The organism is Paenibacillus athensensis (assembly GCF_004514475.2).
GTDB classification, from domain to species: domain Bacteria; phylum Bacillota; class Bacilli; order Paenibacillales; family NBRC-103111; genus Paenibacillus_AL; species Paenibacillus_AL athensensis.
The window spans coordinates 443,981-466,255 of sequence record NZ_MYFO02000004.1 but is presented as its reverse complement, the minus strand read 5'-3'; the positions used below and the strand labels follow the sequence as shown (position 1 = coordinate 466,255).

At 41.1% G+C, this 22,275-nt stretch carries 21 protein-coding genes and 1 riboswitch; of the genes, 3 read left to right on the top strand and 18 right to left on the bottom strand.

The features are described from left to right. Nucleotides 1-270: 270 nt before the first annotated feature. Nucleotides 271-1,365, bottom strand: a complete 1,095-nt coding sequence (locus tag B5M42_RS10315) for an L-dopachrome tautomerase-related protein (protein ID WP_209280697.1) — start codon at nucleotides 1,363-1,365, stop codon at nucleotides 271-273. A 143-nt stretch (nucleotides 1,366-1,508) separates the two neighbouring features. Between B5M42_RS10315 and B5M42_RS10310 the strand changes: the two genes are divergently transcribed. The 3 genes from B5M42_RS10310 (at nucleotide 1,509) to B5M42_RS10300 (ending at nucleotide 3,037) form a co-directional block, all read left to right on the top strand. Next, nucleotides 1,509-2,000, top strand: a complete 492-nt coding sequence (locus B5M42_RS10310; RefSeq protein WP_230632834.1) for a CBO0543 family protein — start codon at nucleotides 1,509-1,511, stop codon at nucleotides 1,998-2,000. Beyond that, on the top strand, nucleotides 1,997-2,488 hold the full coding sequence (locus B5M42_RS10305; RefSeq protein ID WP_134752378.1) for a CBO0543 family protein: 492 nt from the start codon (nucleotides 1,997-1,999) through the stop codon (nucleotides 2,486-2,488). Before B5M42_RS10310 ends, B5M42_RS10305 begins: the two co-directional genes overlap by 4 nt. Nucleotides 2,489-2,833: 345 nt before the next feature. Beyond that, nucleotides 2,834-3,037: a hypothetical protein gene (locus B5M42_RS10300; protein WP_230632833.1), complete on the top strand. Its 204-nt coding sequence runs from the start codon at nucleotides 2,834-2,836 to the stop codon at nucleotides 3,035-3,037. Nucleotides 3,038-3,568: 531 nt separating this feature from the next. Here the strand turns inward: B5M42_RS10300 and B5M42_RS10295 are convergent. The 17 genes from B5M42_RS10295 to B5M42_RS10215 all read right to left on the bottom strand — a co-directional run bounded on the left by B5M42_RS10295 (nucleotide 3,569) and on the right by B5M42_RS10215 (nucleotide 22,169). After that, entirely contained in the window at nucleotides 3,569-4,477 is a 909-nt protein-coding gene (locus B5M42_RS10295) for an AlbA family DNA-binding domain-containing protein (protein ID WP_134752376.1), read from the bottom strand. Beyond that, nucleotides 4,474-7,566: a sacsin N-terminal ATP-binding-like domain-containing protein gene (locus B5M42_RS10290; RefSeq protein WP_209280696.1), complete on the bottom strand. Its 3,093-nt coding sequence runs from the start codon at nucleotides 7,564-7,566 to the stop codon at nucleotides 4,474-4,476. The genes B5M42_RS10295 and B5M42_RS10290 overlap by 4 nt, the downstream gene beginning before the upstream one ends. Nucleotides 7,567-7,593: 27 nt before the next feature. Further along, the gene (locus tag B5M42_RS10285; protein ID WP_134752374.1) at nucleotides 7,594-9,492 is read right to left on the bottom strand and encodes an SMC family protein; all 1,899 of its coding nucleotides are present in this window, start codon (nucleotides 9,490-9,492) and stop codon (nucleotides 7,594-7,596) included. Next, on the bottom strand, nucleotides 9,492-9,995 hold the full coding sequence (locus B5M42_RS10280) for an ABC-three component system middle component 2 (protein WP_134752372.1): 504 nt from the start codon (nucleotides 9,993-9,995) through the stop codon (nucleotides 9,492-9,494). Before B5M42_RS10280 ends, B5M42_RS10285 begins: the two co-directional genes overlap by 1 nt. Next, a complete protein-coding gene (locus B5M42_RS10275; protein WP_134752370.1) occupies nucleotides 9,992-11,104 on the bottom strand; it encodes an ABC-three component system protein in 1,113 nt (370 codons plus the stop codon). Before B5M42_RS10275 ends, B5M42_RS10280 begins: the two co-directional genes overlap by 4 nt. A 406-nt stretch (nucleotides 11,105-11,510) precedes the next feature. Then, nucleotides 11,511-13,514, bottom strand: a complete 2,004-nt coding sequence (locus B5M42_RS10270; RefSeq protein WP_209280695.1) for a C40 family peptidase — start codon at nucleotides 13,512-13,514, stop codon at nucleotides 11,511-11,513. Between the two features lie 28 nt (nucleotides 13,515-13,542). Continuing rightward, on the bottom strand, nucleotides 13,543-13,950 hold the full coding sequence (locus tag B5M42_RS10265; RefSeq protein ID WP_021877429.1) for a DUF6075 family protein: 408 nt from the start codon (nucleotides 13,948-13,950) through the stop codon (nucleotides 13,543-13,545). A gap of 119 nt (nucleotides 13,951-14,069) precedes the next feature. Next, nucleotides 14,070-14,489 (bottom strand): RNA polymerase sigma factor, encoded by a 420-nt coding sequence (locus B5M42_RS10260; protein WP_134752368.1) that lies wholly within the window; start codon nucleotides 14,487-14,489, stop codon nucleotides 14,070-14,072. 1,011 nt (nucleotides 14,490-15,500) lie between these two features. Then, nucleotides 15,501-15,962 carry a hypothetical protein gene (locus B5M42_RS10255; RefSeq protein WP_134752366.1) on the bottom strand — a complete coding sequence of 154 codons (462 nt, stop codon included), beginning with the start codon at nucleotides 15,960-15,962 and terminating at the stop codon, nucleotides 15,501-15,503. A 424-nt stretch (nucleotides 15,963-16,386) separates the two neighbouring features. Next, on the bottom strand, nucleotides 16,387-17,112 hold the full coding sequence (locus B5M42_RS10250; RefSeq protein ID WP_134752364.1) for a response regulator transcription factor: 726 nt from the start codon (nucleotides 17,110-17,112) through the stop codon (nucleotides 16,387-16,389). 85 nt (nucleotides 17,113-17,197) lie between these two features. Further along, nucleotides 17,198-17,283: riboswitch (cyclic di-GMP riboswitch) on the bottom strand. A gap of 252 nt (nucleotides 17,284-17,535) precedes the next feature. Next, on the bottom strand, nucleotides 17,536-17,775 hold the full coding sequence (locus B5M42_RS10245; protein ID WP_134752362.1) for a glutaredoxin family protein: 240 nt from the start codon (nucleotides 17,773-17,775) through the stop codon (nucleotides 17,536-17,538). A 30-nt stretch (nucleotides 17,776-17,805) separates the two neighbouring features. Further along, entirely contained in the window at nucleotides 17,806-18,009 is a 204-nt protein-coding gene (locus tag B5M42_RS10240; RefSeq protein ID WP_134752360.1) for a heavy-metal-associated domain-containing protein, read from the bottom strand. 26 nt (nucleotides 18,010-18,035) lie between these two features. Beyond that, nucleotides 18,036-18,656, bottom strand: a complete 621-nt coding sequence (locus tag B5M42_RS10235; RefSeq protein ID WP_134752358.1) for an NAD(P)/FAD-dependent oxidoreductase — start codon at nucleotides 18,654-18,656, stop codon at nucleotides 18,036-18,038. Between the two features lie 44 nt (nucleotides 18,657-18,700). Further along, on the bottom strand, nucleotides 18,701-21,136 hold the full coding sequence (locus tag B5M42_RS10230) for a heavy metal translocating P-type ATPase (RefSeq protein ID WP_134752356.1): 2,436 nt from the start codon (nucleotides 21,134-21,136) through the stop codon (nucleotides 18,701-18,703). A 29-nt stretch (nucleotides 21,137-21,165) separates the two neighbouring features. Continuing rightward, nucleotides 21,166-21,366 (bottom strand): copper ion binding protein, encoded by a 201-nt coding sequence (locus B5M42_RS10225; protein ID WP_134752354.1) that lies wholly within the window; start codon nucleotides 21,364-21,366, stop codon nucleotides 21,166-21,168. Further along, nucleotides 21,363-21,698: a metal-sensitive transcriptional regulator gene (locus B5M42_RS10220; RefSeq protein WP_167689833.1), complete on the bottom strand. Its 336-nt coding sequence runs from the start codon at nucleotides 21,696-21,698 to the stop codon at nucleotides 21,363-21,365. Before B5M42_RS10220 ends, B5M42_RS10225 begins: the two co-directional genes overlap by 4 nt. Before the next feature lie 120 nt (nucleotides 21,699-21,818). Next, complete coding sequence (locus tag B5M42_RS10215; RefSeq protein WP_134752350.1) at nucleotides 21,819-22,169, bottom strand: metal-sensitive transcriptional regulator; 351 nt, start codon at nucleotides 22,167-22,169, stop codon at nucleotides 21,819-21,821. Between the last annotated feature and the right edge of the window lie 106 nt (nucleotides 22,170-22,275).

The following is a 22,275-nucleotide window of genomic DNA, read 5'->3' as shown; positions in this document are numbered from 1 at the left end:
GTGCGCGTTAAAGGGAACCCGGCGGAAATCATCAAAAAGTGAGCCAAATTGGACGGACTTTTCACTGTCCAGCGGCTACTTTTCTTGTATTTTTGCACATATGATGAAGAAGTGTACTTTTACCTGCCAAAAACTTCCGCGTCGAGTTTGGTCTTTGATGCGATAGCTGAACAGGCTGCCGAACGGCAGCCTCCAAATTCTAAATAACTATAAAGTCACAAAATAGATTTTCTATGCCAATAGAGTCAACTCTGTAAAGCGAGATATATACTAAAAAGTAGGAGCAGGTGGTTCGTCTATTTTCATACGGAGTAAACTATAAGGCTTCTGCCGCAGGTCATCTCCATAATGAAATCTTGCCTGCCGATGTAATTGGTTCACGATGAAGTATAAGTATTGATCTGGACCAATAGAAAAAGTATCCGGCCATAAAATCCTCGGATCATGTGCGATGGTTTCCATTATTCCATTTGGCAATATCTTTCGAATACTATTGTTTTCGTAGTCTCCAGCGTAAACGTTTCCTTTTGCATCGGTGATCATTCCGTCTGAAGCCCCTTTTTCTCCCCAATACTTCACGTAATCCTGCAAATTCATATCCGGTATCGTTCGGTCTCTCAGGGCTTCCGTTGAAATGGAGTACAGATGACGACTGGAGAGAGGACAAAAATACAACATCTTGCCTTCAGGGGAAATCGCTATACCATCGGATGCCAATCTAAAAGGAGAAGTAGATCCGTCTTTACTTCGATTCATCAAAATTCTACCTTCAACTTTCGGTATGAAAAAGAGATCGGGCGAGGTTGAATTGGCTCCGTTTAACCGTCTCCACGCATAACCCGTTTCTAAATCAACGACAATAATGGCTCCTGGTCCCCGGGAAGACGAATCCGTTATATAAGCATAACCTGCTTTACCAACACGAAAATCAAATCGGACATCATTCAGATAAGTGGTCGGCAGGACAACATTGTCCGTAAATGTATATACCCTTTTTATAGTATTTGAATTTAAATCTACAGCGACTAACTTCGCCCCCCCTTTGATGGGTTCTGAGAAATTAGGAGCCCCCGTATCCAGTACCCAAAGCGTTCCCTTTCCATCAGCAACAACACTTTGGACACTAATGAAGGACGATGTGATATTCGATGGACTTCCCACATTAGCGACTAAACTAGGATAAGGCTGTAATGTATCGCGAACGATTTCAGCCACTGTAAATTTAACATCGTCACCCCATTTCGGAAAGCAAATGAAAATACGTCCGGTTTCAGAAACAGTAACGCCTGTAGGCATGGCTCCGTAAAATAAAAAAACCGCCTCAAACTTACCGAAATACTTTTCAGTCGGTAACATCACTTGCATAGAATCCTCCTCAACAAGTTCCGAAGTGTTATCACCTATGTATATGGCTGAATGTGGTTCAAGTGCCTGGATAATAAAAAAATTTTACGGTAACCCGCAAGTACACTTACATAGTAGCCTCCTTCCTTGTACAAGCTATGGTCATGGACATGGAACGAAATTTATTGCTGCTATTCTGGTTTGTGTGTATAACCACCATCTATTTTCTTGTTCCCAGAGCGAAAGCTCATGAATTTGTGTTGTGCTTTCTTGCGTGTCAGGCTGTTGGATGGATAGTAGAAGTGCTGCTCGTTCAATTTGATTTGGTGGCCTACCCGTTGCGTGAATTCCCCAAAGCTTCGGATTTGAATATTACGTTCAAAGTGGTGTTGACGCCTGTTGCTAGCGGTCTTTATTACATCTACAGACCTGGTGGGAATAATTTGACGAAGTTTTTTTACTTTGCCGCCTGGATTTCACTGCTCACCTTAATTGACGGGTTGATAGCTGCAAATACCGAATTGGTGGATTATGTACATTTTCACTGGAGTTTGATGGCGATCGTGTTCTCGATTATTTTCCTGTCCGTCCACGGCCTAGCGAGCTTGTTCTTTAGAGACCGCAAAGTTTTCAGGAAGGAAGCGAGCGAGCGATGAGTTTGCAACTGCAATATGGGATCATCTTTTCCGTGTGGATTCTTTCATTGTTATTGATTCTCTTTATCCCGCGGCAGAAACGTCGATTGGCGATGGTCGCTTTTTTTTTCAAACAGTGGATTACGTGTATATTCGGTCATGTCGTGGTCCAACTCCAACTTATCGCCTATCCCGTAAGGGAGCTTGCTGCCGTTAGCCGGACGAGCTTCACCTACGAATATATGGCCTATCCGATGACATGCGCGGTGTTTAACGCGTATTATCCGAGCCATCGGAATGGCTGGATTCAATTCGGCTATTACGTCTTATTCACTACTGTACTGACGATAGTTGAGGTGCTGCTCGTACAATATACCGATCTGATTCGGTATGTTCGTTGGAACTGGTTTTGGTCATGGGCCACGATTTTTCTCACATTCCTGATAACTCGAGTGTTCTGTGTGGTCTACTTCGGAACCATGACACGGCATTTTAAAGACCACCCCTAATAATAGGAAGCAGCAGAACGTTCTTCCGAGCGTTAACGCAAGTCATTGGCCTATGCGGTAAGTATCGGCGTAAATTCGGAAACAATATACGCAGCGTCTACATAGACGACCATACCTCGACATTCGTGAGCTTGACTCCACTTGTATCCGAAAAGAACGAGAATCTCTGCCAAGCCTATCTGCGCCATGACCGTTTTATTGTTGATCCGGCAGATGTAATGCGTTTGCCGAAGTTTGCACTTGATCTAAAAATTCCTCAACTTGGGTCAAATGCTGCCGGGCCGTCTCCAAAGCTTGGCCCAGAAATTCTGCTGGCTGAAGGGAGGGTAATACAGGCAAATTTTGATGAAACAACTCGGCGAAGCTATAGACACCCATGAACAGATAACAAACTACATGATGCAGCGGAGCCTATACCATCCCTACCATATTCCGGAGCAAATTCAGCTCGATCTTAAAAATATTCAGACCGCTATGAATTCCGTCCTGACTCCGTATTCGTCCCGACAAAACGCGCAAAACCATCATGGCTTCAGGCGCGTTTTTTGATTTTAGCCGAAACATGGGCAGAACCGCGCACACCGATCTTCGGCATCGTTGCGCCAGCCTTCTGCTGGCAAATGGTGTAGGGATGTAGGAATTTCAAGAATGGTTGGGGCATAGCCATTACTCCACAACAACAAACATCTATGCTCATCTGGACTACAGCTCCAAAATGTCGTCGGCGCAGTCATTAGACCTGAAACTTGCGCGCTAAAGGGAAGCAAGCGGAAACTATGTTCCTTTAGAGGAACCAAAAAACCACGAAAAGCCTATAAAATCAAGGGGTTTCGGCGTTTCACGCCACCCTTCCCTAGTGCCACAAGGCGTCTCGGAAATTCATCAAAAAGTGACTGAAATTGCACGTTTGAGAGAACTCGGAGAGAACGACACTCGAATCAGCCCTGCTCCACTACCATCGACAAATTATAGCGGAGCAAGAAATTAAATACCTTTCTTGTGTAAGAAGCCTAATACAATCGCTTGATTAGGTTGTTTCCCTAGTTTACGATTCTTATATAAGAACTTTTCACTAAGTAACTACGATTCTTGTATTTTTACGCACATATGATAAAGCCGTGTATTTTTACCTGAACGATTATGCGTCGTAGTCATGAATCTTATATCAGAGTATGAATAATCTTTATCAGCATTTGTATCAGAAGAGACTAGCATTACTGGATATTCACGTGTTTTAACGTAGTTGCAATACCTATCCCAAAAAGACCCAAAATCTTTAACTTTAACATATGACAAACATACATTGAATGCATTTCCTGTTGTATCGTAAGAATATATCTTGTCAAGATGAACATCAAGATAATTAGTATTTAAGCTATCCAAATTAAGGGCTTCAATAATAGTAAAAGGCATTCTATCGTTTTCAACAAAAATATCAATTTCGCCAGATGATTTACCACTAGCAGAACTTCCGCGTCGAGTTTGGTCTTTTATGCGATATCCGTTTGTCTCCAATAAATCTGTAATAAAGTCATTACGCTCATCTTCTGTAGTGCTAACGTAAAGCTTACGTGCTTGAAGTTTGATGCAAGCCAAGTAAAGATCACGAATAAATAAATCGGTTAGTGACTCTGTATTTTGTGGAGGCTTGAAGAAAATCTCGTTTGTAATATTTATCACTTTTATTGCATAAATATTTTTACCTTCAATACTAAGTGTACCAAATTCTATTATTGGTTGCTCAGCTAACAAACTGAGTGCCCGTTTAATAGGTTCATCTAATATGAACCCATTACTTATTCCATTAATAGAGTAATTATCTGTATTTTTGCTTACCCCGATTACAATGTAGCCATACCCCTCTGTCATGTTTGACAGAGCAGCAATAAACATAGCCAAATTTTGCGGTCTGAATTCTACGTTTCTACAAATAAGATTTTTCGAATCAGGGGATAGTAGTAATTGCTTTACTTCATTAATGTCAATCATTTTTCTCTTATGCTCCTAAGTGGAATCTTGTTAACACCAGTCAGCTTTAATATTTTCCCAAATGTAATTTTTTGCGGCTCGCTCTTATCATCTTCAACCCATAATTCACAATCCTTTTCATAGTCAAGCATATCCAACTCAGTATCATAATATAATATTATTTGACCATAATCAGACGGTCGAGTAATTAAATAAATTTCAGTACCGTGTTTTTTTATTACGAAGATAGTATTACTAATTCTGATTGGATCTGAAACGTCATATTCCGATTTTTTCTTATCTAAAAATTCAATGATTTTATTCTTGGAGCGCTCAAGAATATCTTGGACATAGCTGAATAATTCTGAATTGCGTTTAGAATCATGAATAAATTCTGGGCCAAACACATTATTTGCCAGAGCACGATTTAAATCTTCTTCAGTTGAAATACCCCATTGTGCAAGAATTTCCATTGAAATCTCCACCGTTTTACTTGAACTACTTTCAACATTCGAGCGAGATAATATCTGCTCTAATTCTTGCACTCCAGAAACACCATATTTCTCTAATATGTCGTTGTATTCTTCAATTTTCGACATATTTTCAGCAATATCATTATCATTATAAAACCAATGTAAATTAGTTGATAATTCTCTGAAGCACTTTTTGACCTTTTCATTAGCCAAATTTTCTCTAAGCCAAAGATACGTTTTATTAAATACTTCTTTTACATCAATATCGTTGTGTCCAATGCTGTTTTTATTTTCTTTCACATACTGTGTGATTTTCTCGGAAATATTCTCAAGGTAGACAGTTCTATTTTCAGTCAGATCTAAAATAATGTCTTTTGATAACAATGTTTTACGTACATCATATCCAGCATATTTAGATGCATCTTTAAGGATTTCATCAATTTCACCTGAATCCAGTGATAATTCTGCTCTCATTTTGAAATTTCCATATTGATCAGGCAATATAGCAATCCGATCCAATAAACCATCTTGCTCATATTTCACCAAAATTCGAACCAAATTTGACACCCACATCATCGCCTCATGCTCACTGGCAAAATTAAAACTAGAGGCAAAGATTCTTATACTTTCATAGGAGCTTATGTCCTTGGTTATTTTTTCCCTCCAGAATTTCAATGCCAATTTTAATAGCTCTTGTGAATGTTTCGATACACTATTCCTTATCCAGGCATCTTTACCTTGTAATTCACAAACGAGATCTAAAAAGTCATTTTGTTCGCTATTCTGTTTAGCTTGAAGAGAAATAATGCTCTTATAAAAGTCTTCTGCTGAAGGATGTGATCTATGCAATTTTTTTAGAATCTCTGAGAAAACATCATCTAACGTGAGTTTTTTTAAATTAGTAAGGAATTCACTATTAATTTCTCTATCCAATAATTCAATTTTAAAATCGAAATTTAATACAGTAGATATTTCTTTATAAATTTCATCAATACCGCAATCAAGTGATACCTCATCTAAAGTACGAAATTCACCGTATTGATTTGGCAAAATACGTGGGCTTCTGCCAAGGTTGTTGGTATACGAATATTCATTAGAATAGAATAATGCTAATAATTCATTTAGCCAGTCAGTTACATTACCATTAAGATGTTTTGATAACTCACTAATATTTTCAAATGCTTCTACTCGGTTAATTAAATCTAATAAACCGTAATTTCGACATTCTTCCCATAAAGAATTGTACCAACACTCTAATTCATCACGCTTTGTAATCATATGGGGAATGAGTTTGCTTGATAGTGTCCATACTTTTGCCCTGAGAGTTTCATCTAAATCTTTTGGAATGAATACACCTGTACCGCCCCATTCATCTATAAGAGGCATTTTGCCAGCATTATGTGTAGAAATGAGAGGAATTTCTATGATATGGGACTTTAGTTTATTAATTATTTCTTGCTCAAACCACTCTTTAGATAGCCAATCCTTTGCAGGCTGTTCAGGGATTTTAGTAATGTTGTAGATTCCCTCATATTCTTTTTCTAAAAAGTAGTCCACTAACTTAACATAAAGTAGTGAAGCTTCCATTAATATTTGCTTATTTTCAGCTATTTGTTTATGTACTTTATCCGTTAAATGTATTCCGTTTCGCGGTTCTGTTGGATTAAACATTGGACTGTTTACTACAACAGGAAATGAAAAATCATTTGTTCCTAAGAGAGGAAAGTCGCAAAATATTTTGGGTAATTGAGTATCGTACTTTGTTGTAAAATTGTTACCTGCTTGCTGTTCGACTTCTACTGCAACAGATAAGTCATTCGTTCCCAAAACAAAAATATATCTATCTTTTGTCATCCCCTTTGTTGCAATTACAACATTTGTCACACTCGCATATTTAAGCTCAGTTTCAATCATTCTGCCGCGGCTAATTTTTTGTATATATTGACCGCTTGTTACTGTGATTGAACCTATCTCTGGAACAAATGCAAATACGTAAGGTGCAGCAATAAGCAGATTCTTCAGACCTTTCTTTGCTGTTGACACTCCAGACTCGTCCAAAACATAGGTGAAGCATGTATTGAAATCTTCGTCATTTATTGCTTTGTCAGTAGTTATGGTAGTATTCTTATCTAACTGCGAACAACTTTCTTGTATGGCACTAATTATTGATTGCTGATCCATACCAGATCGGTCTAAAACAACATTAAAAGAACATGGTGATTCACCAGCATCCTGCAGATATCCAGAAACCCTAACTTTTTCTGAAAGCAAGTGAGTAGTTAAAAAGCCTGTTCCAAATTTCCCTGTAGTCTTCTTATTTTTTTCATTAGTTATTGTACGATCTTTTGTTGACACTTGTTCTATAAGAAAAACAATATTTTCTGTCGAGAACAGTTTGCCATTATGTTTGAATTCAACAGTCTTATTGCCTTCGTCAAAGTTTATAATTATGTCAACCATCCCACTTGTGTTAACAACGTCTTTCGCATTTTGTATAAGTTCCCAGATCCATCTATAAGAGGTTGTCTCATCATTCTTCAATTTTAACTCAGTCAGCATATCAATTATTTTATTTGCAGCTTGTGTCTCTTGGGCTTTATTTCGTAAATTACGTATTTTCTGCGAAAACTCCATCATTTCACTATCACCTTCAACTATTCAATTTTATTCAATTGGATTATTGCTCACTGATTCAGAAGTATTGTCAACCGGAATAAAACCATATCTCCCCATACCAATTACTTTGCTAAAGTGAATATAGTTCATGTTATCCTGTACTTCTTTAATAGGGTCTATATTTTCAAAAATGATTACCTGAACATCATTTCGAAGTTTAGATAAATTTTTGAAAAAGGCTTGCTTCATGTCTAACGATATATCTTCTTCACTACTGCTTAGTGTTGTTTGATTGAGTCTTTCTTTGTAAGTAGTTAACGGAGAATCTAAAATAATCAGCCCAGGATGCTTGAGTCCAATACTTCTTGTATATTTCATAATAGCAATAACAAAAGCAGCATTTAATATTGCCCGATAACCTTTTCCATGATTTTTTCTTTTCTTACCTGAAACAATTAACTCCTGATCATCATAATCTATGCTTACACTTGTTAAATCAGGGTAGTTCCATCCAGCAAGTAACTCTTTCACTTCTGTAGCAAAATCATCATAAATTTCTGTTGTTATTTCATTAACGAATTTCATCTTCTGATTCTTTTTAGACAACTCCCTCATAATATCTAACTGGCTAGTTTGATACTCAGCAATACGACGTTCATTAAGTTCGATTTCTTGAAAAATCTTTTTTATGTTCAACAAAGTATCCATTCTTTCTTTCGTTAATACTGCAACTGGCTTTAATTCACGCTGAATAATGACCTCAATTTCCTTAATTTGTTGACTTAGAAGTTTTACTTTTTCATTGTTTTCTTTATTCTCATTTTGTAGATTTGTTAATGTTTCTCTAAGATCAATTAGCTGGGCGTTAATTTTATTACTTTCCTCAGAACACGCAATTTGTAAATCCTCTAAGTAAAAATCATGATTATGCTCAGTAGTTTTTGAGTTGAAAGGATTATTGCAAACAGGGCAATTTGAATCAAATAATTGTGAGATATAGTGATCCCCTTCAATAAGAAATTGAAGTCGATCTAAATCAGAAAGATAGCTTTTTTCAAGCAATCTGAATCTTTCTAATAGTTCTTCAAGCATTAAAATTCTTGATTTCATTTCTTGTTCTTGAATCCATATTTCTTTCTTTTGTCCCATCCTAAGATTAATTTCTTTGCTATTATTTGATAATGTACTCATTAATTTCTCAATCTCTTTAGTTAGTTCATTGGCATCATAGTCCTGAATTTGTGCGCCTTTTTCTTTCAATTCCATTTTCAATTTCTGCAACAAAGAGCTTACAAACTCCAACTTTCCTTCGAGTCGGGTTCTGTATATCTTAGGGTCTTCTATCTCTTCTCCATGGCTATCGTCTACGCCTGTTAGAATAGTCTTAAATGCAGACTGTTCAGTCGTTTTATTAGAGGGTATACCTGAAAAAATAGGCACTTCCTCTGATATAATTTTTTCCTCATTAAGCATCATTAGAGCAACAAGATTTCTAAAAGAAAAAGATACTTTGGTTCCTCTTGCATTTTTCCTTAAAAGCATATCTTTGATTCCTGTTAAGGTTAAGAGAAATGATGATATATTGTCCTTGTCATCCTTATCATGCTTAGCTTTCAGTTTCACACAATTCTGCAGAAATGAAATATCATCAATTTTTGACTCATAGACAAAAATTGATGAATCACCAATTTCACGCTTTAATGTATAGCTTTCTCCTTCATATTTCTCAAGTTCAATAAAAATAGTTGAATACCCAATACTTTCATCTATTTCTTTTGGTTCATCTTTACCACCAAACATATAGTTTATTAATTGAAATATGTAAGTCTTCCCAGTATCAGAAGCACCTGAGATAACATTAAGCCCTTTTTTGAGTACGATACTAGCATTTCTCTTATTTTTTCCTGTAAGTCGGATTTCCGAAATAAAAAAACCCTCTGTATTCATTAGTTGCCCCCCCTTACGAAAGCTTCTTTTACAAATTCTCCACCCCAGCGATCAATATTTCTCATTATAAAATTTTTGAGTTCCACATCAGTATAATTAGAGAATTTGTCGATCAGTAATTTATTCACATCCAGAAGCCGTAGCATATAGTTAGACTCAAAATGTTGAAGAAACGCTTTAGAGTAAGGTGTTGCTCCATACAAAATTCCGCTTTTTCCATATTCGATGTTAATGAGCTTTTTGCTAATCATTAAGTGAAGCCCTTGGCTTACTAAATCTCGCTTTATCAGTATTTCACCAGATCGAGATGGTGTTGAAGGATGCAGACTCTCAAATTCTGGCTCAACATCACCATAATGTGTTAATAGATAATCCAAATAAATTAACCTTTGAATATCTATAGCTTTATTTTCTAATCCTGCTAAAATCACTAAGCATCGAAGTCCAGTTTCTAATGGAGTATTGAATAGGTAGGTTTCTCTACTTAATTTTACCTCGTTCATTTTCTCACCCAGTTCAGAATGTCATTGTTCGCCAGTTGATGGCAAATTCCACTTCTATCACTTCCATCAATGTAGCTAATTAGTACATTGCTTGTAATCTCCAATTTTCTAGCTTCTTTTATTGTTTCCTTAACACATACAAAGCCGTCAGCATGAGTATCCTCTGCAGTGTCTATTACTCCTCTATAAATTTCATCCTGCAACTTTTCAAAGGGCTCGTCATAAGGCAACTCATCTCTAGCAAATCTTCTAAGTGATTCTGCTTTATAATAGTCTTCCCGCTGTCTGTTAAAATGTCGATGCAGCGAGCTGTAGCTTTTCAACTCCTCAACACCAGCAATCTTTTTTCCAAGGTGATCTGAATATGCTTCAAATAATTGTGAAACATATCTTACCTCTTCCGGTTTTATTGAAGGCCCTGGGGCCTCCGACTGAGGTCTAGGCTTATTTAACCCACCACCAAAACGATATTTATAAAAAGGTGTGCTGCTGTACTGTTCTATCAATTTCTGAGGAGGACAGTGATTTATTATTGAAAAGTCAAACTTTTGGATATATTCCAGCAACTCATTAGTTAAAGAAACTTCACTTACATTCGTAATCTTTCTCTTGCACTTATCTTCCCAAGCTGAGATTAATCCAGCATTCAGACGAGTCGGATACTCGATTAATTCTGATAAAGAAGTTCCCAAACCACAAGAAGAAATCAAATAGTACTTTCTTGGAATTGTATATTCTTTAATAAACGTGTAGTAGCATAGTTTCCCCAATTCTAACCATACATCACTTGGATAAAGCGGATGGTCATAATGCTTACATTGATAATTATCCCAGACATGATTCGGGGAATCATCATTTACAAATGCAACTATATCCCTTCCCTTATCACCAGCCGAGCCTGAGCGATACACAGATGTATACTCTTTTTTCAAATATCCATCGACCCATTCACAAATCATATCCTCAAATTGATCTGCTGAAAATGTTCGCAATCTATCTATAGGGGGGATAGGCAACCCAAAAAGAATATCGTAATTATCCGGCTTTTGCGGTAATTTGAATGGTTTTAAGTCACTTAGAGTAGTTTCCATATAATCACCTTTCAACAAGAAATACTACTTCATTAGGATATTCTACATTTTCCAAGCATTTCCTCCCTTTTCCGCAAAAATGCTGGTCATTAACTCAACTTCCGCAGGGTGAAAATCGACTTTGATCCTTGTTGTTGGTAGGTTATTGGCGGTTAGATAGTCCAATTGCAAAATAGAAAAACACCGCTTTGTATGGCAATGTGAGAGTATCGAGCTACCACTGCCTGAACCGAAAGGTGTCTTCCATCTTGATAACCGAGCAACCTGAATGTTTTACCAGATGATTGTTTTCAGCGGAGGCTAGCTTGTTCGGGAAAGCCCTATTACTCCATTGGGATACAGGATACAATTGAACCAGAACGTTATTCAGTATCCCACCAAAAATAGGATTCCTATTGCTCCACTGAAATACGAAAATCCAGTTCTACCCCTGAATATGAGGTCTTCCAAACAACACTTGCTTGTCCGAATCAAATAGATTGCGGTACACCACCTGTCCCCGACTTGAGGAAGCATCTACAACTTTGCCATCCCCCGCATAAATGCCAACGTGAGTTATATCCATAAACCTGCCATTACGCTCGTAGCTCCAAAATACAAGATCGCCGGGAGCCAGGTCTACCACGCTTACTGTCAGGCCATTTTCTACGCAAAATCTTGCTTGTTCCGCTGCGGTTCGTGGCAGGTTAATGCTTAGCTGTCGATAAACCCATTGAACGAGATAGCTACAATCTGTAAAGTCATCCTGTCCGGCCTTCGGCTGACTGTACGGATCACCTAAACGAGTTAGCGCCAATTTGACGACTTCGCTGCCTATTTCTCCCTCGGGCAAATGCTGCCCAATATCCGCAAGCTGCCCCGGCGTCAAGCCAATATCCGTTTCTTTACCCAGCATCGCAAACATGAATGGCCGAAACTCTCCAGACATCATTTCCTTCATGATGTCCATCTGTTCATTTGTAAAGTGATAAGATTCAGCCTGTTGCTCCGCAGTTTTGCTCGAAACGGTAATATGCAAAATGTGTTCATAGCTGGTAGTCGTCTCTTCGCTGGTAGTCCCATCTTCATGCTCTACCGTAACGCTTTCCGTATGTTCAATCGTTTCGATATGGGATTCCAGTTGATTCATGTCCCAAAACACCGATTGGATGATCCCGATCCTTGTTGCATCAAGTGTTGCTACATCCATTCCGTTTTCTGAATCCATGACAGTCTTCACGGCAAAAACGGCTATAATATCCATCCAATTATCTATTCGCGTGTTGTCCGCGCTACCGGGGTAATGAAACTCCACCCGGTCTACACGGCCAGAGGACCGCTGTATTTCTGCCAGTCGGTCGGCATACTCAATGTCCAACTCTTGAACGATTCGGGAAAGCGGCTTTACATCGGCATCCGTGTTTTCACCGGAAACAAAGATGCTGAACGGAGAGGAAATGACAGCAGCTATAGCCATAACAATGCACAGCAATACAATAACGGTGCTACTAATCCCCAAAAGCGCGGCTACCCCTTTAACAAGCAAAGCAGCTGCTTTTACTACCATTTTAATGATCCGAAGATTTAATCGCGCGGCAGCTTGTGCCCTTTGAATGGAGCGGCGGGCAGTCATCGCCATCTGTCCAGTCCGCTGCGCTGTCCTGGCGCTATTCATTTTTCCTTCCGCTTGATTATCAGAATGGCTTTTAGCCTGCCCTAGCCGTTGTCCCGTTTTAATAAATGGCGATATTGTCTTGAACTTCCGTTCTTTACGTTTGATCATATGGCCTGCTTGCTTGGATATTGCGAAGGGGATTCGGGATGACGGTGGCCTGAAATGCCGCTTCCTCAAACTTTCGGACGTTAGCGCTTTTGGGCGATTCCCGCGTACATTTGCTGAATGAGATGCCGCGGCGGCAAATGCTCCTTTTTTCCCGGCTGGTTCTTGATGTCTACCTTCCCGAATTCGGTCAGGAAAGCTATCTTTGCGAGAAGGATGCAGAAGCCGGGCATTGACCCGGCTTCGAATAAAGCGTTGTTTTTTTGAGCGATGGTTAGCTGATAAGAGATATTTCCCATCTACCGGCTTGCGGAGATGCAACCTACGGGCAAGTCGCAATTGATGTGTACCTGAAGGTTTAGTAATTATAGCAGCGGGGTTCTGCACCGATACCATATCCCCCTCTGACTTTGCCCGCCTTTTTTGAATGAGCCTTATCAATCTTTTGCTAGCAACCACGCTCATTCCAACTTGAAAACGTACCGTTTTATCTATGGCCGATGCAGAATGGTGCTGCGCATATTCATTTGGAGATTGCGAAGTTGTCTTTTCATTGTTTATATGCTGTTTTGTGCGAGCGCTTGAATGTTTTACACGATCCATCAAGTTTGGCAGTCTGTCCAAACGTTTAATGTCTTTCACAACAGTCCTCGTTTTAATATCCTTCATCTATTCCACTCCCTTAGCTGGTTGCCACTCAACGAACTTGTTCGTTCAGCCGCTTGAAATTCTTCTCCTGGCTTCGGCAATAATCCGGATAACGAAGTTGAATCGCTTCAAAAAAATAGGGAGCGTAGCTGCAATCGAATAATTCGTGGGGAGTAGAGTAGCGTTCCCCACCTTTTTCCGTCCAGCCATTCCACAGATTAAAAGCAAGCCTGCACACGCGGATAGAACTACCGGTTTGCCACGAGGCTGCGAGACCTCCGGGTTTAATGCCCCCATTAGAAAAATCAAACAAATCGCGGATATGACTCCGAGTATCGCGGGAAATACCTAATGTGTAGAAAAGTGCCCGATGATAGCCGTCGCTGCATTTCCTTTCATCCAGCATCCGATAGTAGAAACTTTCGTGTTCAGCATCTCGAAATCGAATCGGATTCATTGTTACCTGCCCCTCTCATGGAAAATGAGCGGCTGGTTATAACCAGCCGCCGCCTACATAAAGCTCTTTACCTTTCTGTTCATTTTGGCAAGCAAATCGGACCCTTTGACCTACTGCAATCACATTTTTTTGAGAAACTGCGCCATTTGTTTTAAGCCGCGTTCAATAGATTTTCGTACTGCCCGTTCATCAACTTGTTCAGCTTGGGCAATCGCTACTTTGCTCATGCCTAAGAAAAAGTGAGCATAAATTCGTCTGAACGATTTTTCCGGTAATCGACACATAGCCGCATAAAGCTGCTCATTGGAAAGCTTACGCTCGTAATATTCCTCCGGGGAAATCGAAAGGAATAGAATATCTTGTTCTATACCGTCGTTCCGATCAAGCGAATAATAAGCGCGATGACGATAGGTGCGCAATTTGTATGCGTTTTCGTTTAAGTCGAAACGGCGGATTTCTTGTGCCACTTCATCATCTAGGTCGATCCATACATCCGCTTTGATATAGGGATACATGTCCCGCAAATTAATCCTTTTCATATTCGCCCCTCCATTTTGGTTTTTTTGCAAACCAAAATAGAGGGGGAGAGCGACAGCCCAAGCTCCCTTTAAAACGTTTTTTGATTTTGTTACAAAAATAAAAAAGACCTTGCCGCTCAGCAATCCAATGCTGATTTGCAGCCAAGTCTGATAGTAATATCCATCGTTGAGACGTTATGAGCCATACGAATCGAAAAAACACATAAAAGGATCGTGGTTTGACATTGCATGCAACGTGGGGCACATAATATCAATTTCCCTCCTCACATGGCAACACCATTGCGAGAGGAATATCCAGTCTGTATTATGATGGTGTTGTCCTACGTTTTAGTTCAAACGCTCCTTTTTGACTGTCCCGTATCACATGCCTTCAGCACTCGTCACTGTAAAGCTACCTTCTTTTGGGTTTCAATTAGAAAATAAAAAGAGCGCTTCGCTTCTTTTTGCTGATCACAGCAAAAAATGAAGCGGCGCTCAATGGCTGGAATGCAAAGTAATGCGCATAGAATGAATACAGATGTAACCAGTTCAGGATGGCATATCTACCTATTTCTAAATTACAGATTAATAGGAACCGCATCATCGCCCTCCTTTCATCGGTATGATTGTACGACTTAATGCGGAAACATGACGAAACCATGGAACAAGTTATGCCCGTTTCGTCAATACTCGCTTCACAAACATAAGGACAGCCGATGATCTTGTAGGCTGCCCTTAAGCTTGCTATACTATCATCGTATCAGGAAAATCGTGCATATTGGGTGCACAATTCGTGCAAAACAAGAGCAAATCTAGTGCAGCGTTCGGTGCATGTTCGGTGCAAGAAAGATTCACGGCATCTCATCTCTTGGTGAGGAGTTAATCGTACTCGGAGAGATTGAACTGACTGCTAAAAATGGGGGTAGACCCAAGAGCCTGTTTGAAAAGATGGGGGATTGAGGTGATATTCTTCAATTCACGAACCATAAAAATAGAAGATGCGTATGTGCATCTTCTGAAGTAATGATATGATCAGTCGTCTCCAAAGGAATCCAGTTCCAACAGGACCGCCCGATCTTTGATTTTTCGATATACTTTATGCAGAATTCGCTTCCGATGATAAAAGAACGCGCGGCGAGAAAGTGCAATGCGATCCATAATGACCGAAAGCGCCAGTTTATCCAAATATCGTAGACGAACGAACAAAATTTCCTCTGTGGTGAGAGCCGAGAAAGCGTAATCGATCAATCCGATTCTCGATAATAGCAACGGGATTTCATGTTCAGTGATCTCTATCCGATGAATGACCGTACGCAATAATGGTTCTTGTTTTCTTCCATTGCCATGATTCACCCACTCATGCAAAGCCCTAGTTAATCCCGGAATATGCTTAAGCTCTGCCTGCGCATATGCTAACCTTGCTTTCCAATCACTATAGGACATAAGCCATGCTTCCACTTTTTCATAGGGGATGGACTGTTGGGTAAGATTCATCAAACACCCTCCCCAATTCCAAGAAATACTACAACTCTCCTTCCGCAAAACTGCTGAATGAAGTGCAAATCAATCCATGCTAATAAACATAATTCACGCTCCGTTTCTAATTGATACATGACGATCATCCCTTCATTGTTATATTGGGGACAGCCGCATCATTACGTAAGTTAAAGGCACCATCCTCTTCATTTTACGAGAGCCTGTCCCATTTTGATTTTCTTCAGACTTCGATTCACGACAACAATCTCCAGCATTCATCTTTTTTCTCTCCACCTCCTTTGGTACGGGATAATGTTCCTATTATTCCTCATATTTCCCTTTCATTTTACCTATTATTAGTTCGAATGGGGAGGGTGATCTTTTTGTCACCCTCTGCCATGACATTTTTGTCAAATATCCTCGAATTTCCTCAAAGCTTGTTTCAAATTTCAGTCCCATTAAATCGCGTAGCATAGTGCAGATCATACAGACCTCTTCGTTTCGCCTTCTCAGCTGCTTCTCGAATGGACCGGGTGTCGAATTTACGAGTGATATGCCGAACGTGCGATTTTAGGGTGTTCGAAGTAATGCCAAGTAATTCTCTGATAATTGTCTGCCGATAGCCCAAGCCTATGAGTTGCAAAATTTCTTTTTCCGTAGGTGTAAGCATGCAATGCAATTCTTTTCGCTTTATAAGCTCGATCTCATTACGGATTATCGTCGCGACATCCGCATGGAGAGAGGACTGACGTCGGTGCGCTTCTCTGATCGCAACCGGTATGTCCATATAGTTGGACTTTGTAATATAATTGACCGCTCCGGCAACAACTGCATCGACCATGACTTCCGGATCTTGTATCGAAGAAAGGACAATGATCGGTAACTCTTTATTTCTGAGAATCTCCGCTGCGGCGTCCAGCCCGTCTCGTTTGGGCGAATTCAAAATCATTTCCAAGATCATTACGTCTACGTCTAATTGTGCACTCGCTCGAATCGCTTCTTCTTTTGTCGAAACGATGTTAGATAAATAAATATCTGGCTCGGATTCAAGCAACATAGCGAGTCGCTGTTGCCAAGCTAGGTCACCATCCGCCAGTAATACTTTGATACTCCCGTTCCTACGGATCATATCTTTTATCTCTACAGAAAAGCTTGTTTGTTTGTTCATAATCGATCACCTCTTTTTATTTTCAAATGACAAAAAGACACGCCCCCTCACTGGCGTGCCTGCTTGTCATCTTGGTGTGGTTTGAGAGGGTAACCCGGCGATCATTGCACTAGTGCAGAAGACCCGTGGCTTTGCGTCCCTGTCTTTCGATCAGGTTTGCCTTTTTTCCTAGTCTATTCGACATATTTGAATTAAATTATTTTACCATATTTCATGAAGCTTTGATCATCTTTCGTTATTGGTCAGGTTTTATGTCGAATGTGATGCTCCGTGTTTTCATATACGTGGATCGAATGATCTAGGATCTTATGCAGGAACGTCGATTTGGAAATTCCGATCATCGAGCTCGATCGGCATTGTTAAAGATACTGCTTCTCATATTATGTTGAACAAGAACCCGGCCATATTCACCGGGTTCCAACTTTAATTAAATATCTGACTTATTTCGCTTAAATTTTCTGCAAATCCTACAAACACCTTGTCTCCGATCACGATCGTCGGCACCACTTGTTTTCCAGTCAAGTTCCAGACTTCCTCTGCATACTTGGCGTCTTCTTCACAGTTGAAATCTGTATAGGCAATCTCGTGTTCTTTGAAATAACGTTTGGCATAGTTGCAGTCACTGCAGGTGGGTATCGAATAAATTTTTACTGGTTCCGTCATCCAGGATCACTCCTTGCTACTAAACTGCCCTTATACTAAAACGTTATACCCCTTATTTTCGATGGCTTCCTTTATATCATTTAATTGTACTTTCGCTTCGTCATACTGAACATGTACTGTGCCTTGCTCAAAGTTAACGTGACCTTCAGCACCAATCGAATCAAGAGCCCCTTCGATCGTTCTAACGCAAGAGCGGCAAGACATGCCTTGTATTTTAACAGTTGCTTCTTGCATGGTTTCACCTCCTCTCCAGGTATCTGTTAACCTGCAATTTGCCGCAGCCGCTCGAGCGAAACCCGGTCCACAAATTTGCTGAATTTTTCTTTACCCTTCGCGTGTGCCTTATAGAAATGGATAAGGGCAGTTACGGCTGGAACGAGTTTGTCTTCGGTTAATCCTGAGATGAGTAGTTTGGCAAAGGAGGTTTTAAGCCCCTTCGGTTCACCGCCGACATAGATGTCAAATGTATCTCGCATTTTGACAACGCTGATATCCTTAAGCAACGGCTCACTTGTACCTAATGCACAACCCGCATACCCAATCTTAAGGGGCGTGGGCGTCTCAATACCTGCTATTGCTGTATTTAAGGATCTAGCTGAATCCAAACCAGCTTCCTCAGCCCCTTTACAGAAATTACAGGCAATCAGACTTTTAGTTACAAACCCTGCCGGATACACTTCAAGGTCATAACGCTCAAGCTCTTCTTTTATGACATCGCGCCGCTCGTGAGGCACCTCTGCATACAGCTGTTTAAACGGGGTCATCTCGATTTTTGCATCCGTCCCCACGACGGAACCGATTTTGGCAAACTGCTCCGGTGTGAACAGGCTGCCCCCAACTTGAATCCCCGCGCTTATTGCGATTTTTGTTGTCTCTCCCATGACCAGCCACCTCTTTTCGAATTTATCGAATTATTTCACATCGACTAGTGGCGTACTTTAACACGCTGTAGGCGAAGCGCGTTGAGAACAACGGAAACGGAACTTAATGCCATCGCTGCGCCTGCTACCCATGGTGCCAACAAACCAATCGCAGCAATCGGTATCCCGAGGGTGTTATAACCAAGTGCCCAAAATAAATTCTGCTTGATGTTGCTCATCGTCTTGCGGCTCATATAGATCGCATCTGGGATGCTGGACAGATCACCGCGCATGAGCGTTACGTCCGCTGCCTCCATGGCCACATCGGTACCGGTACCGATGGCCATCCCAATATCCGCTGTTGCCAGGGCAGGTGCATCATTAATACCGTCTCCGACCATGGCTACTTTTTTCCCTTGAGCTTGCAACTTCTTCACTTCTTCGGCTTTTCCTTCCGGAAGCACTTCTGCGAGAACATGATCAATGCCGACTTGAGCCGCAATAGCCTTGGCCGTCCGTTCATTATCGCCTGTGATCATGATGACCTCAATTCCCATTTCTTTAAGGCGGCTCACAGCGGCCTTCGATGTTTCCTTAATCGTATCTGCCACAGCGATCATACCTGCATACCGGTTATCGATCGCAACGAGCATGGCTGTTTTTCCGACCTCCTCTACACGAGCCATCGATTCATAAGCGTGCTTTGCATCCACTTCGTATTTTTCCATTAACCGGCGAGTACCGATGAGCATTTGTTTGCCTTCTACCACAGCTTTGATTCCGAAACCCGGAATCGCCTCGAACGACTCTGTACCCGGCAGCTCGATGTTTTTTTCTAGAATACCTGCAACGATCGCTTCCGCAAGCGGATGCTCCGAATTTTTTTCCGCCGCGCCGACGAGTCTAAGGAAGTCCGTTTCGTTTCCTTCCGTCAACACGTCTGTGAGCTCCGGTTTCCCCTTCGTAACGGTGCCGGTTTTATCCAGAATGATCGCGTCGATCTTATGCGTTTGCTCCAAATGCTCGCCGCCTTTAAACAAGATCCCGAGCTCCGCGGCGCGACCGGAACCTGCCATGATGGAAGTCGGCGTTGCCAAACCAAGCGCGCAAGGGCAAGCAATGACGAGGATGGCGATCGCTTTTTCCAAAGCATTTGCAAATTCACCTGGCGTAACGAAGAAATACCATACCAAAAACGCGACAACTGCGATCCCCACGACAATCGGAACAAAAATGCCTGAAATGATGTCCGCTACCCGTTGAATCGGCGCTTTGGAGCCCTGTGCTTCTTCCACGACTTTAATAATTTGGGCAAGCGCCGTTTCTTTGCCGACTTTCGTTGCCTTAATTCGGAGCATGCCGTTTTTGTTGATCGTGGCACCGATGACCGAGTCGCCGGTTTTCTTTTCCACAGGAAGGCTTTCGCCTGTGAGCATCGATTCATCTACAGACGACACACCTTCAAGCACTTCTCCATCTACCGGCACTTTGTCTCCGGGACGTACAAGCACGATATCCCCTACGATGACTTCATCCACCGGAACTGTCAGTTCTTGACCATCACGAACAACCAAAGCTGTTTTCGCCTGTAAACCCATCAAAGATTTGATTGCTTCCGATGTGCGGCCTTTGGCGAGCGATTCGAACAGTTTCCCCAAAATGACCAGCGTAATCAAGATCGCGCTAGTCTCATAGTACAAGGATGGTCCGTGATGGACACTACCTCCCCGAGCGAACCAATCGATTGTCAGATAGAGGCTGTAGAAATAAGCGGCCGAGGTTCCGAGCGAAACCAGAACATCCATATTAGCACTGCCATTACGAAGCGCTTTATACGCACCTACATAAAACTGCCTTCCGACATAAAATTGCACCGGAGTAGCCAAGATAAGCTGGAACCATGGATTCATAAGCACTTCCGGCATGTAGATCCATGAGGTAAACGAAAAGTGAGCGACCATGCTCCACAAAAGCGGGAAGGAAAGAATCGCCGAAATGAGCAATTTCCGTTTTTGATGGCGAATTTCATGATCACGATGATTTCCCGCTTTTTCGTTTTCCTGCTTCGTGATGGCTTTATAGCCGAGCTGTTTGACCTTGTTTTGCATATCCTCGATCGATACTTCACCCGGCGAATATTCGACACGTGCTGTTTCCATCGCAAAGTTGACGGAGGCGCTTGTAACGCCGGGCATCTTGCCAAGTCCCTTCTCGATCCGATTCGCGCATGCGGCGCACGTCATCCCTTCCAGTTTAAACTGAGCCACATCTTTGGCCGTATCATATCCGAGTTTTTTTATGGTTTCTTCCAAATTTCCAACGCCAACTTTCACTGGATCATAGGTAACACTCGCTTTTTCCAAAGCAAAATTTACGTTGGCGGAAGTGACGCCTTCCAATTTATTCAAGCCTTTTTCAATGCGGTTAGCACAAGCTGCACAAGTCATACCCGTGATTTGCAAAGTCGTTTGCTTCGTTTCCTGAATAGCGGTTGCTTCCACGATCTTTCACTCCCTGTTGTCGGATGAGATTACACCACGTCGTAACCTTGTTCTTCGATGATTTCTTTGATACGTTCGATCGATATTTGATTTTCATCGAATGATACGTCCACCGAATTGTTCTTCAGATCGACCTTGCCGGCTGCACCAATTTCCTTGAGAGCCCCTTCAATGGAATTAACGCAATGCTGGCAGCTCATACCTTCAACTTGCAATGTAATGTTTTTCATTTTTCATCATCCCTTCTTTTAATCAAAATGCTCAATGTTATTAGCATTTCCTGTGTGATGGAATCCTTACACCTTGAGCTAGCTCTCGCGACGTATGATTCCAAGTGGTTCGATAGAAGCAGAATGCCTACTGCATTGAGAGCGGAATGGACAGCTTCAAGTTGGTTTACGATCTGATCACAATATTCATCCCGTTCCACTTGCCTCTGTAAGCCGCGAACCTGCCCCTCAATCCGATTTAGTCTCAGCCCGATCGCATGCTTTGCTTTCGGATGAAGTTGACTTGATTTTCGATGCTCAGGAAATGATTTCATCGATTCCTTATTTTTCATTTCCATCGATCTCCTTGTCAATTAGAATACCCCACTACCCTATATCAGTCAACATGTTTTTACAATACCCCAGCACCCTATATTTTTATGTAAAGAAAAAGCAGCGACTGCTGCTCGATCTTATTTTATCAGTTTATTCATGGTTGTCATAAGCTCTGTCAAAACTTCGGTATCCCCTTCCTGGATCCGCTCGATGACGCAGCTTTTAAGATGATTCTCCAGCAAGAGCTTTCCGACCCCGTTCAAAGCGGATTGAACCGAAGCAATTTGATTCAGTACATCATCACAATACGTATCTTTTTCAATTAACCCTTTAATACCACGTATTTGTCCTTCTATTCGATTTAACCGGCTAATTAAGCTGTTTTTCACTTTATCCGAATGATGGCTTTTTCGCTCTGATCCATCAGCCCCGCAACAACTGGAATCATCTTCACTTACATGCTCCAGCAAATCCGCATCAACGCTCATCTGATTCGCCTCCCTTACAAGTCATTATACTATACTCCCACCCCCTATACAATGCAATTCGTTTGAAAGGGGTATTGGGAAAGAATTATTCAACGGAAGTCTCCAG